At 60.9% G+C, this 12,863-nt stretch carries 11 protein-coding genes and 1 tRNA gene; 8 read left to right on the top strand and 4 right to left on the bottom strand.

What is annotated here, in order from left to right:
* Positions 1-98: 98 nt before the first annotated feature.
* The 3 genes from ACYU81_RS06090 to hspQ all read right to left on the bottom strand — a co-directional run bounded on the left by ACYU81_RS06090 (position 99) and on the right by hspQ (position 3,279).
* Positions 99-2,036, bottom strand: a complete 1,938-nt coding sequence (locus ACYU81_RS06090) for an OPT family oligopeptide transporter (protein WP_460988122.1) — start codon at positions 2,034-2,036, stop codon at positions 99-101.
* A 105-nt stretch (positions 2,037-2,141) separates the two neighbouring features.
* Positions 2,142-2,951, bottom strand: coding sequence for a GDSL-type esterase/lipase family protein (locus ACYU81_RS06085; protein WP_460986854.1), 810 nt, complete (start codon positions 2,949-2,951; stop codon positions 2,142-2,144).
* Positions 2,908-3,279, bottom strand: a complete 372-nt coding sequence (hspQ, locus tag ACYU81_RS06080) for a heat shock protein HspQ (protein WP_196224676.1) — start codon at positions 3,277-3,279, stop codon at positions 2,908-2,910. The genes ACYU81_RS06085 and hspQ overlap by 44 nt, the downstream gene beginning before the upstream one ends.
* Before the next feature lie 124 nt (positions 3,280-3,403).
* On the opposite strand from hspQ, the gene ACYU81_RS06075 reads away from it, so the two are divergent.
* From ACYU81_RS06075 to ACYU81_RS06065, 3 genes are all read left to right on the top strand, one after another.
* Positions 3,404-3,493: transfer RNA gene (locus ACYU81_RS06075), tRNA-Ser, on the top strand.
* Between the two features lie 144 nt (positions 3,494-3,637).
* On the top strand, positions 3,638-4,780 hold the full coding sequence (locus ACYU81_RS06070; protein ID WP_196224675.1) for a tyrosine-type recombinase/integrase: 1,143 nt from the start codon (positions 3,638-3,640) through the stop codon (positions 4,778-4,780).
* Positions 4,781-4,958: 178 nt separating this feature from the next.
* Positions 4,959-5,828 carry an EAL domain-containing protein gene (locus ACYU81_RS06065; RefSeq protein WP_196224674.1) on the top strand — a complete coding sequence of 290 codons (870 nt, stop codon included), beginning with the start codon at positions 4,959-4,961 and terminating at the stop codon, positions 5,826-5,828.
* A gap of 358 nt (positions 5,829-6,186) precedes the next feature.
* Here the strand turns inward: ACYU81_RS06065 and ACYU81_RS06060 are convergent, their stop codons facing one another.
* Positions 6,187-6,318 carry a hypothetical protein gene (locus ACYU81_RS06060; protein ID WP_460986853.1) on the bottom strand — a complete coding sequence of 44 codons (132 nt, stop codon included), beginning with the start codon at positions 6,316-6,318 and terminating at the stop codon, positions 6,187-6,189.
* Between the two features lie 858 nt (positions 6,319-7,176).
* Here ACYU81_RS06060 and rlxS point away from each other — a divergent pair.
* From rlxS to ACYU81_RS06035, 5 genes are all read left to right on the top strand, one after another.
* Positions 7,177-9,114 (top strand): relaxase/mobilization nuclease RlxS, encoded by a 1,938-nt coding sequence (gene rlxS / locus ACYU81_RS06055; protein ID WP_196224672.1) that lies wholly within the window; start codon positions 7,177-7,179, stop codon positions 9,112-9,114.
* Between the two features lie 78 nt (positions 9,115-9,192).
* Positions 9,193-9,609: a CopG family transcriptional regulator gene (locus ACYU81_RS06050; protein WP_196226620.1), complete on the top strand. Its 417-nt coding sequence runs from the start codon at positions 9,193-9,195 to the stop codon at positions 9,607-9,609.
* Complete coding sequence (locus ACYU81_RS06045) at positions 9,606-9,800, top strand: helix-turn-helix domain-containing protein (RefSeq protein ID WP_196224671.1); 195 nt, start codon at positions 9,606-9,608, stop codon at positions 9,798-9,800. The genes ACYU81_RS06050 and ACYU81_RS06045 overlap by 4 nt, the downstream gene beginning before the upstream one ends.
* A gap of 53 nt (positions 9,801-9,853) precedes the next feature.
* Positions 9,854-10,159, top strand: coding sequence for a hypothetical protein (locus ACYU81_RS06040; protein ID WP_196224670.1), 306 nt, complete (start codon positions 9,854-9,856; stop codon positions 10,157-10,159).
* 151 nt (positions 10,160-10,310) lie between these two features.
* The gene (locus ACYU81_RS06035; protein WP_460986852.1) at positions 10,311-12,770 is read left to right on the top strand and encodes a TonB-dependent receptor; all 2,460 of its coding nucleotides are present in this window, start codon (positions 10,311-10,313) and stop codon (positions 12,768-12,770) included.
* Positions 12,771-12,863 lie beyond the last annotated feature (93 nt).

The following is a 12,863-nucleotide window of genomic DNA, read 5'->3' as shown; positions in this document are numbered from 1 at the left end:
GCACCTGGGTGAATCAACAAGCCTGCAGTGTGTCGGCTATCCGAAAGTATGCGTGAAGCTCTAGCGACCGAATGTGTTCGAAACGGGTCGCTTCCCCCCTAACCAAGCGGTGCGCTCGCCCAGCGTCGCAGTCGCGCATAGAGTGCCGCGATCACCGCCGCGAAGATCAGCAGCGCGGCGGGCACGGCCCACTCATTTTCTGCCACCAGCGCGAGTGGGGCGTCGCTGTTGGTGGCGGCTACTATGCCGGCGAAGGCGACGCCAAACAGGCTTTCGCCCACGATGAAGCCGGTCGCCATCAGCACGCCCATGCGCTCGGCGAAATCGGGGTTGGATTGGCGGCGCGCCCAGCGATTGTAGAGGTGGCCGATCACCGCGCCTACCGGGATCAGCAGGGTGAGCGCCATCGGCAGGTAGATGCCCATGCCGACCGCGAGCGGGGGCAGGCGGAGCTTGCCTGCCTTGCCGAGCAGTTCGTCGATGGCGACGACCACCGCTCCGATCGCCGCGCCGGTGCCGATCAGGCCCCAGTCGAGATCGCCGCCCAGCACGCCCTTGGCCAGTGCCGAGATGAGCGCGGCCTGGGGCGCGGGCAGGGCGGTCGCCTTGGCTCCGGGAGCGCCTGCGAAGCCGAAGGCGCTGTTGAGGAGATCGAGCACTGGCGGGATCACCAGCGCGCCGAAGATTACGCCGAGGACGAGCGCTACCTGCTGTTTCCAGGGGGTTGCGCCGACCAGCTGGCCGGTTTTCAGGTCCTGAAGATTGTCGTTGGAGATAGTGGCGATGCCGAACACGATGGCGGTGACGAACAGGGCATAGGCAATGAGCGCCTGCGATTGCTTGGGGTCTCCGCCGGACCCGTAGATCGCGGCGAGGATCAGGGAAGCGCCCAGTACGGCGAGGATGCCGACGCCGGAGATCGGGCTGTTCGACGCGCCGATCAGGCCCGCCATATAGCCGCAGACCGACGCGATGACGATGCCCGCGACGAGGATATAGGCGAGCGTCAGGATGAGGATCGGCACCGGATTGGCCGCGATCGGTCCTCCTTGCGCGAAATACCAGAGCAGCACCGCGATCGGCGCGAGGGAGGCGAGGATGGTGCCGCCGACGATGCCGATCGGCAGGTCGCGCTCGGTGAGTTCGAGCAGGGCGCCGTCGCCAGCCTTGCGTCGCTGCGCTGCCGCGATGGCGGATCGGATGCCGCTGATGATCGGCCCCAATATCTTGAGCAGGGTCCAGATCGCCGCGACGCCGATCGTGCCCGCGCCGATGAAGCGCGCCTTCATGCGGAAGGTGGTGCCGACGACTTCGGCGATGTCGGCTCCGGCTGGCAGGGGCGCGGTGAGCCAGGGGACGAGACCTACCCAGCTGATCAGCAGGCCGACGAACATCGCGACGCCGACCGACAGGCCGACGAGGTGGCCGACGCCGATCAGTGCCATGGAAAAGCTGGTCGAGACAGATGTCGCGCCTGCACCGAACTTGAAGAAGGTGGCGGCTTCTTCGGCGATCAGCTTCGTCTTGGCGGTGATGGAGAAGGCGGCGGCGGCGAGGGCGCTTATGAGGATGGCAGAGAGGCCGCGCTTATTCTCTTCCAATCCTTCGCGGGAGCCTGCGCCGACCTTCAGCACTTCGGCGGCGGCGACGCCTTCGGGATAGGGGAGGTCGGAGCCGGTAACGAGCGCGCGGCGGAGCGGCACAGAATACATGACCCCCAATATGCCGCCGAGCGCGATGGTGAAGGCGGACAGCCAATAGGGAAAGCCGTGCCACCAGCCGATGATCACGAGGCCGGGCAGAACGAAGATGATCGCCGAGAGCGTGCCCGCCGCCGACGCGATCGTCTGGACGATGTTGTTTTCAAGGATCGTGCCGGTCGCGAACAGGCGCAGCACCGCCATGGAGATGACGGCGGCGGGGATGGAGGTCGCGAAGGTGAGGCCGATCTTCAGCCCCAGATAGACGTTGGCCGCCGTGAAGAGCAGCGTGATGAGCGCACCCAGAATGACGCCGCGAAGCGTCAGTTCCGCCATGGGAGCGGGCATGGGCAGGGCCTTGGCCGAATCAGTGGTCACCAGCATCGTCCCCCTTTGGGTATGTTTTACAGATGTATGGTAATAATGTTGCTTGGCCGTGGATCAATTGGAAAGTGATGCCGAACGCGATGCCGGTGCCGCCGCCATCTCCGTCCGGTCAAGCCAGCCGCCGACCAGCCTGTTCCAGCGGCTGTATCCGCGCGGGTTCATGTGCAGCCCATCAGGGCCAAACAGCGATGCGTCGGGTAGGCCGTCATGGGCGAGCAGGCTGCTGCCGACGTCAAGATATTCAAAACCGCTGACCCGGCTGCGCGCTGCGACGGTCATGTTGACCGCCGCCATTTTCGGCCAGAGTGTCCATCGGATGGGCGAGGGTTTCAGCGACAGATAGGCGATGCGGGCCTTGGGATAGTCGGCGCGCAGCCTTTTCAGCAGCGTGAGTATGTTGCGCGCGACGGTGTCGGGGGTGGCTCCGGCTGCGAGATCGTTCTCGCCGATATAGACGAGCACCGATCGGGGCGCTGCTTTGGGGAAGAGCCGGGTATAGTGGCGCAGGACATCGGGCGTAGTCGCCCCGCCGAAACCGCGATTGACCGTGCTTCGGTCAGGGAAGCCCGCGTTTGTGTTCCACAGCCTGATGCTGGAACTGCCGAGGAAGAGGATGGCGCCGGGCGCGCCGCTGTCCCTTTCATTCGCCTTGGCGAAGGCGGCGACTTCATTGGCGAAGGGGAAGGTCGGATCGGCATTGATCCGGGGTTCCTGCGCGGGGCGCTCGGTCGGTGCCTGCGCAGCGGCGATTCCGGCGAGGCCGGGCAGCAGCGCGAGGGCGGCGGCGACCCGCCACCATGCCCGTGCGCGGGACGGCGCCTTAATGGCGATGGAGCGGGCGCAGCTGATATTTGCCGTTGGCATAGGTCCCGAACATCCCCGCGATCGCCGGATGATCCACCGGCTCCCCGCTGTCGTCGGCCATCAGATTCTGCTGGCTTACATAAGCGACATAGCTGGTTTCGCCATTTTCGGCGAGCAGATGATAGAAGGGCTGATGCTTGTCCGGCCGGGATTGTTCGGGAATCGCCTGATACCATTCCTCGCTGTTGGCGAAGACGGGATCGATGTCGAACACCACGCCACGGAAGGCGAAGAGGCGATGCTTTACGACATCGCCGATGCTGAAATGCGCGTGGACAACAGGTGGCGCGCTGACATCGGCGCCGAAGATTGCAGTGGTGTCGGTCATGAAAAGCAATTTAGGGTGCTTGCTGAGTGTTACAAGAAAAATACGGTGCGGGCCGCTTGGCAAGCCGGTCATCATTCGCTAATGGCCGCCGCTCGACCGGGACGGCACATGCTGGACCTTCTGCGGAGAGGTGGCAGAGTGGTCGAATGCACCGCACTCGAAATGCGGCGTGCCGGAAACGGTACCGAGGGTTCGAATCCCTCCCTCTCCGCCACCATCCTGTCCTTTCACATCCGTTCCGAATCACTAAAGCCCAGCTTTTCTGCGGCTTTCAGCGGGATTCGCATCCACGTCCATCCCTGCCAGTCCACCGGTGACCGATTGGAAATGTGGGAAAGAATGTGGGAGATTTGGTGGCATGGGAAGGCTCTCCGCTACCGCTGTGAAGGCAGCAACACGTCCCGGGCGGCTCGGGGATGGCGACGGCCTGTTTCTTGTGATTCAGCCCGGCGGTGCCAAGAGCTGGGTGTGCCGGGTGCAGAAGAATGGCAACCGGCGCGACTTCGGCTTGGGCAGCGCATCCAAAGTCTCGCTGGCGACAGCCCGAGAGCGGGCGCGAGAAATCCGCACCTGGGTCGAACTCGGGCTGGATCCGAAATTCGAGCGGCGCAAGGCGCAGGGCATTCCCACATTCCGGCAGGCGGCAGCCAGAGTGATTGCCGCCCACAGCAAGACATGGCGGAATGAGAAGCACGAGAAGCAATGGCTCCAGACGCTGGAGGCCTATGTGTTTCCCCAGATCGGTCATGTGCAGGTTCATGAGATTACAGGACCCATGATCCGGAACGTGCTGTCGGATATCTGGCTCGCCAAGCCAGAGACAGCGCGACGAGTCCGGCAGCGGATCGGCACCGTTCTCGATTGGGCTTACGCTTCGGGCTATCGCGAGACGGAAGCGCCGATGCGCGCAATTACCAAGGGGCTTCCACGACAGCCCAAGAAGGACGGGCACTTCGCGGCCATGGCCTATGCAAAGGTGCCCGCTTTCATGGTGAGGCTCGCGGAGCGGGAATCCTTCAGTAGGTTAGCGCTGCGCTTTGCTATCCTGACTGCCGTCCGATCAGGCGAGGTTCGAGGTGCGGCATGGGAAGAATTCGATCTGGACGAGAAGCTGTGGACCATACCGGCCGCGCGCATGAAGGCGTCGCGCGAGCATGTCATTCCCCTGTCGATACCGGCGCTGGCGATTCTGGAACGGTGCCGGGAATTGCGGATCGGATCGCGCTCGCTTGTATTTCCTGGGGCCAGAGGTGACGCGTCGATGAGTGACATGACGCTCACGAAATTGCTCCGCGAGATGAAGGAGGACGCGACCGCCCACGGATTTCGCTCGGCTTTCCGGGACTGGGTCAGCGAGGAGACCAATCATCCCGGTGAAATCGCAGAAGCCGCTCTGGCTCACCGGGTCAAGGACAAGACGGAAGCTGCATACCGGCGCGGGAACCTCCTCGAGAAGAGGCGAAAGCTGATGGACGAATGGGGAGCATATTGTTTGAAGTAGTGACTGGACACCTTCTTCAATGCCTACGGAGCATCTTGCCGTCTGATAGCGGCCGTCTCACGACTTCAGCCGGAATGGCCTTCATGTTCGCTTCGTTCGTCTCTGTTGGTCGAACGCTGGAGGAAATTAACTTTGCAGCGGAACGGCGACAGCTGACCAGGAGGCTCTGCAAGCCCGCATGTCGGAACTGTCGCTGGCCCGCCAGGCGCTCGACCTTGATCAGATCCTCCCCTTCTATCAACCCAAAGTCGATTTGGAATCGGGTGCCATCGCAGGATTTGAGGCACTATTGCATTGGCGCGACGGAATGCCTGGCGCATATCACGGACCCGGAACAATCTCCGCCGCTTTCGAGGATGCCGAACTCGCCATCGCTCTTGACCAGCGCATATTCAAGCTGATCGCGGCCGACATCCTTCGGTGGAGAAGGCGGGGACTCCCGATCGGTCGTATCGCCTTTAACGTGTCAGCCGCATCCTTTCGACAGGAGCATTATGTCGCGGGCTTGATGGAACGCATCGATCGCGCAGGCATCTCCGCATCTTGTCTGGAACTGGAAGTCACTGAAACGGTGCTGCTTGAGGGGGCTTCTCACAACGTAACGAAGACATTTGAACAGCTTCGGCGCGCCGGGATGACAATCGCACTTGACGACTTCGGCACAGGCTATGCCTCTCTCATCCACCTAAAGCAGTTTCCGGTTGATGTACTCAAGATTGATTGTTCTTTTGTTCAATCCCTCGACGATCCGATCAACGCGGCGATCGTCCGCGCGATCGTCAACCTCGGAAGGGATCTGGGAGTCACGACGGTCGCCGAAGGGATCGAAACAGGAGGCCAGGCAGATCGCCTGCACAGGAGCGGGTGCGATCAGGCGCAGGGTTATCTCTTCAGTCCAGCCGTAGCAGCAGATCAGATCCCTGCGCTTCTTGCCGATCAAACTGCAAGACGGAGCCGACGCGAGAGGCGTAGTGCCAGAGAACGGCGCATGCATCGGCCCTCGAGCAGCATCTCAAAAAGAGCGATTGAATGCGATCGCACGCCTTGAAAGAGCGGTATTTGAATCCACCGCCTGATGGCGGAATGCGATCAAGAGCTTTATAGGCTTCCAGTATGGCCGCTACTTTCTGAGTACCGGCCTTCACTCCCGGAGACGGTCCCGCGAGGGCAATGCCGTCGCCGGGAGACTAAAGATCGCCGACAACAACCGCTAGGCCGCATCACATTCCAGCAGTATTTGGGAAGTGTGGCCTCCCACGGTTCGTGCCATCCGTCGCGAAGATCCTACTTCCGGTCGAAGGCGACCGCCAATCTGCCGAACAAGGGCCGCGAGGATCCCGTCTACCGACTCCATCTTGACCGAAGGCTGGATCGATATGAGGTCGAAACATTCGTCAGGCTTGCAATTATTGAGGGGCAAGAATGTCGGCCCAGAAGGTGATTTCCTCATAAAGCTGCATGCCTTCCGGGTCCTCCCAGTCTCGCCGGTTGGGATCCCATCGGCCCACGACGGGCTGATCCTCCTCCCACAGCAGCATCCGTCGACCATCTTTTCGGTCAGATGGCAGATCAGAAATAGGGTTCCAGCCTGAACTGCTCGGCAACGTCATACGCGTCCCTCGGGTGAGCGACGCCCTGAGCCTTGGCCTTCATCGTCGCGCCTATGTCCACTCGGGGCGACGGCCAAAGCCGGATGTTCGAAACCTGACCAAAGGAACAGGCGCATGCGCCTTTACCGTTGCCGGCTGGACATGCGCGCATGCCACCCGGCCCCAGTAAACTGTGACCGAGCATCCTTTGGTTCGGGGTTTCGACGCCCCGCTCCCACGTATCTTGGGAGCCGGGCCAGATTGCTGGGTTTGGCGAAGTTATCAAGCCAAATTTCGCGCTTAATGACGTGGAGGAGATGCAGCCTGCATCAGAAATTCACATGCTTCCTCAAGTCGGCATCAGGACCGCCGCCGACCGCAGGACGCCTGAAATCAGGTGCTCGATGACTTCGTTTTGAAGTGAAAACCAGCGAGGATAGCTACAACCAAGGCCACGTCCGCAACCATCATTCAGGCAATGAGGATGGTGAAAAGCCGCCGAGCAGGAGGGCGGTTTGCCCATCCTCGCCGCGGGATCAAAGGCCGGAATTTGTGAGCGTCGTTGTTGAAATCTGAGACGCTGAAAAGGCAGATGTGAGGGGATTTAAGGTACGGCAAGATTAAAGCCCTGCCTCCTGATGCGGCCGGGAATGGCGCCTGCACAGGGTTTTTGATGGAGGCATGCCGACGGCCATGCCTCCACAGGGCCGGAGAATGCAGCACCTTCGGTCTTGGCGATGGAGGCCCTTGCACGGCGGGCCGACCGCTTCCCATCCTTTCCCGCATTCCTAGGGAAAGGACCACGACATGGCCGACGGCGACGATTTCGATCTCTGGCTCGGACGCATCGGCCGCGACACGCCGACCGTCGGCAAGAGCCTCGCCCGGGCTCGCCGTGTCGGCGGTGGCGGCAGTGCTGGCCGCCGCTTCACCGGCGCCCGTCTGGGGCGCGGCAATGGCGTCGGGCGGGTGCTCGGCCGGGGCTCACCCCGATCCGTCGCCAGCGCCCGTCGCGTGGTGGTGAAGAGCCGCATCGTGAAGCTGGGCAAGGGCATGGCAGCCGCTGCCCATCTCCGCTATCTCCAGCGCGACGGCACGACCCGAGAAGGGGAACGCGGATCGCTCTATGGCCGCGACACCGATCGGTTCGACGACAAGCCCTTCCTCGAACGCTCGGCTGGTGACCGCCACCAGTTCCGCTTCATCGTCGCGCCGGAGGATGGCGCACAATATGATGACCTTAAGTCCGTGATCCGTCAGCTGATGGAGCAGGCCGAGAAGGATTTGGGCACGAAGCTCGACTGGGTGGCGGTCGATCATTTCAACACCGGCCATCCCCACAGCCATGTCATCGTGCGGGGTAAGGACGAGACCGGCAAGGATCTCGTCATCGCCCGGGATTATATGACCCAGGGCCTTCGCGCCCGCGCTGCCGGGATCGTGTCCCTGGACCTTGGTCCCCGCACGCAACAGGAGATCGCTGCCAGCATGGCAAGAGAGATCGAGCAGGAGCGCTTCACCGGCATCGACCGAACCTTGATGCGGCAAGCCGATGAAGAGGGTGTCATCACCGTCACCAAGACCCATCCGGGCCAACATGCTTCGCTCATTGGGCGGCTACGCACGCTGTCCCGTCTCGGCCTTGCCGAGGAAGGCAGGAACGGACGCTGGACGCTCGATCGTGAACTGGAACCGACGCTGCGCCGCATGGGCGAGCGTGGCGACATCATCCGGACGTTGAACCGCGAACTGCGGGAAGCAGGGATCCATCGCCCGCCCCACAACCATAGCCTGTACGATCCCGCCCACGGAGAGGCGATCATAGGCAGGGTCGTCGCCACGGGCCTGTCCGACGAGCATCGCGACCGGCGCTACCTCATCATCGATGCCCTCAATGGCCACAGCCATTATGCCGACATCGGCGAGGACCAGCAGGCCTTCCCGACTGCAAGTATCGTCCGCCTCTCGCCCGCACCGATCGAGGTACGCGATGTCGATCGCACGGTGGCTAACATCGCTGCCCAACATCAGGGGCGCTACAGTGTCGATCTCCATCTCGCGCAAGACAGGACGATAACGGAGAGCACAGCGGAGATGCATGTCCGCCGACTCGAGGCCATGCGGCGGCTGATCGGCGTGCCTGAACGGCAATCTGACGGCAGCTGGGTCATCGGTGAGGATCATCTGATTGACACCGAACGCTATGAACGGGAGAAAAGTCGGCGCCTGCCGGTCCGCATCGAAACGCTGTCCGTCAGGCCGCTCGAACATCTCGCCGCCCATGATGGCGTGACATGGCTGGACCGCGAGATGGCGAGCGATCAGCCGCAGCCGCTTTCCGGCGGGTTCGGGGCGGATGTCAGGAAGAGCCTTGCCCAGCGGCAGGCATGGCTTGTGGAGCAGGGACTTGCAGAGCAGCAAGGACAAGGTGTTCGCCTACGCCGCAATCTGCTTCTCCTCCTCCAACAGCGCGAGCTCAGCCGGACCAGCCAGCAGATCGAACGGGAAACGGGGCTGCGGCACATCACGTTGCGGCCCAGGGAGCCGATTGAGGGCATCTATCGCCGCGCCATAAACGTCGGGGACCAGCGCTATGCCGTGATCGAGAGGGCGCATGAGTTCAGCCTCGTGCCCTGGCGCCCGGTCCTCGATCGGGCCGTTGGCAAGCCTGTGTCGGGCGTCATGCGTGACGGTCCAATCAGCTGGACCATTGGCGGCAGGAATAGGGGATTGGGCATCGGCTGACCGGCCGCCCTCCGATAGACACCTGACGGCACCATGGAGGCACTGTCGCCCCATAGCGGCTTGGCGGATGTTGCGGGCATGAAGACGTTCAAGACCCGCCATCAATTCTACCTCCCCGATAGCCTGTCGGCGAAGCTGAATGCGCTGACCGCCGATCCCGGCACGTCGAAGACGCAGATATTGACCGACGCGCTCAACGCATGGCTCGACCGCAAGGGCGCGCAGGAATTGGACCAGCGGTTCGGGCCGCGGCTTGACCGGCAGAACCGGACGGCCGATCGGCTGGAGCGCAAGGTCGATGCGCTGACCGAGATGCTGGGCCTGTTCATCCGGCACCAGCTGACGCTGGTTGCCGACCAGCCGCCATTCGACAGTGACACCGCCCGCCTCGGAAGGACGCGCTATGTCAGCTTCATGAAGCTGGTCGAGCAGCGCCTGGTGAGGGCCGACAGCGGCGAAATAACCGCCCTTGCGAAATCGGAGGAACAGCCATGAGCCTCGAGCCATCACCCGCGCCGATCACGGTCCGCATCAAGGATGCCTGTCGCATGACCGGTATCGGCCGATCCAAGCTCTATCTGCTCATTGCCGATGGAGAGATCGAGACCCTCAAGGTCGGTAGCATGACGCTCATACCGGTCGCCTCGATCGAGGCCTTCCTCCGCAGTCGGCGAAAGGGCAGCTAAGCGCCAGTCTCGGTCATAACGCTCCGCTGCCGATCGCCTGAAAGCGGACATAGTTGCGGCTGGTCGGCAATGGAAAGCTTGCTGAAAGCGGCCTTGCCGAGCAAGATCAAAGGATGATCGTCACAGTAGCGTTCGATGTAAAGAATCACGTTGAAGTGATGGAGGGCTGGCCCATCGAATTGGGTAATACGAGCTTCTTCCTGGAACGTGAAGCCAATGTACTAAAGCGCGTTTGCGGCATCTCAGCCAGCATCGCCATTCATTCAACAAGTTCGCAACCAACTTCCTTGGTGCCATCTACCTCGCCGCCGCTGCCGCCGCCGTGGCGTGGTGAGTATGAGTCGGCCCTTGTTGCTTAGTTGAAAAATTTCAACTATTGAGCTCAGAAGCTCCGATATGCTGGCAGCACCCGGCCATCGTATCCGGCACTGCTCGTTGCACTGATGTCAGGCGGCGCAATAACGCCGCTGCGCATGACTGAAGCTGATGATACAAAAGGGAGGGAATACATTGAAAAAATATTTGAAGCGCAACCTGATGCTGTGTTGCGCTGCTAGCGCATTGGCGTTGCCAACCGTGGCGCATGCCCAGGATCAGGGCGCCTCTCCAACGACGCCAAGCCAGACGCGGACAGAAGGCCTGGGCGCAGTGACAACTACGGACATCGTTGTGACCGCGACCCGTGTCGCGCGTAACCTGTCCGACGTTCCGATGTCGGTTAACGTCGCTACTGGCGAACAGCTTGAAAAACTTCAGCTGTTCGACACTAAGGACGTCCAACAACTGGCTCCGGGCTTAGAGTTGACCAACACTTCGGGCCGTAACAACACAACCACCCTTCGCGGCCTTTCGTTTGATCCCGATTCAGGCGTCACCCCCACTGTTCAGACTTACGTCAACGAAGTTCCCGCTGACGCTCAAACTGTATTCACTGCCTTGTACGATATCGGGCAGATCGAAATTCTTCGCGGGCCTCAGGGTCTTGAACGTGGTCTCCCGTCGCCGGCTGGTGCCATCACCATCACGACGCGTCGTCCTGTCTTCGATGAAATAACCGGCTATGCGCAAGCAAGCGCGACAGACGACAAAGGTTATAACTTCCAGGGCGGTGTGAACCTGCCGTTTTCCGACAAGTTCGCGATCCGCGTTGCTGGTCTGGTTGATCACAACCAGGTTAACCAGGTGAGAAATATCAGCAATGGCGACCGTTCCCGCGCGACTACGATGAGCGGTCGTATAACGCTTGGTTTCAAACCGAGCGACGCGTTCACCGCTTATCTGACCTATCAATATCTTGAAGCCGATACCCGGCAATATACCCAGGTTGTTGGCACAGGATCGACTGGTCTGGCAGGTACATCAGGTCCAGCCTTGGGCGTTGATGACTATGCATCGGTCATGGAAGGTCCGGCACGTTTCAAGAATCGATCACACCAGATTACGTTCAATGGCCACTGGGATATGGGGCCAGTCTCACTGGATGGACTGGCTGCGTATCAGTATTCCAAGCTGGGTCAGGCGCGCGATCAGGACACCACCAACGCCATTCCGGGCTATGTGGCCGTCCAACGTATCGAGACACCGTTCAAGATTCCTACCTTTGAGCTTCGGCTTTCGACGAATGATGACGGCTCGCTCGGCGGTGGTATCGGTGCGTTCTACACCAAGCAGACTGGTACTACGCGGGTAGATCAGCCGGCAGACAACTTCTTCACGGCTTTTGCACCTGCGTCGCTGGGCCTGTTCCTGCCGATTGGGGTCAATGTCATTATTCCCGCAGACGTTGAAACATTGTCTTTCAACGCGTTCGGACATGCGCGTCTGGGTAATCTCAAGATTGAAGGCGGTTTGCGCTACACCAAATATCATAACATACTCGTCAGCGACACGTTTGTCAGTTCGCCTGGCTATCCGGGCTTTGCCCCCTTTGGCATTGATCCGATTGATCCGTTCACTGTCAATCAGGACGGTATTCCAGCAGCCCTGCGCGACCAGGGTACGCATGCGTTCACTGGCGGCGTGAACCTGACCTATGAGGTCAACGACGCCCTGAACATCTATGCCTCCTATAATCGGTCATTCCGCGCCCCCACGGCAGGCGCGTCAGTGCCTGTGGGCTTGTCGAACGACCTGATCGTCACAGATGACGAAAAGACCGATGCTTTTGAAGTCGGCGTGAAGGGTTCGGCGTTCGACCGGAAACTGAACTTTGCTTTCGCCGCCTTCTATCAGAAGATCGACGGCTTCGTGTCGCGCTTTACAGGTGTCACCTATGACTGCCCCAACCTGCCAGCGGCATTTGGCGGGGGCTGCGACAACGTTCCGCCGGCATCGCCGGTGGGCACGCCTGGCGATCGCGTCAACGACGGTGGGTTCGATTTCAACTATAATGGCGACGCAACGGTCAAAGGCGTAGAATTGACCCTTGATGCACATCCGACGACTTTCTGGGATTTTTCGGTCAGCACCGCTTATGTCAAGGCGCGGTATTCCAAGGGTGCCCGGCTGCCGTGCAACGATTATAACGGCGATGGGGCGCCGGATTCGGAGGGAACTCCAGCAATTACCGGACCGGGCAATGTTAGTTTCTGCAAGCTTGGCAGGTTGTCGGATACACCGAATTTCAGTCTTTCGGCCAACAGTGAGTTGCGTTTCCCGATGGGTGGATCGTTCACACCCTTCGTGCGCGGGCTGATCAACTATCGTCCCGCGGTATTTTCGCAGCTAAGGAACTTCAACTATCAAAGCCGTACCATTCTCAATGTCTATGCGGGTGTCCGCAGCGATGACAGCAAGTGGGAACTGACCGGATTCATCAAAAACCTCATTAATCAAAAGCGGATCACGGACATTTCGGCCGCCATCGGCCAGACCGCGGCAGCGGATGGCAGCGTGTTCGACTCGGGTTACCGGACGATCAACGCGACCGCGCCACGCGAGTTTGGCGCATCGCTTGCCTTCCGGTGGTAAGCTGCGCGGCAGCAACGAAGTAAATTGAAGGGACTGGCCGTCGCGGGTTCGCAACGGCCAGATCTCTTTTAGCGGACGCTGGGAAACGGGGTT

The sequence above is a fragment of the Sphingobium sp. TomTYG75 genome (assembly GCF_054771635.1).
The sequence above is the reverse complement of the archived record's forward strand: the minus strand, read 5'-3'. Positions and strand labels throughout refer to the sequence as shown.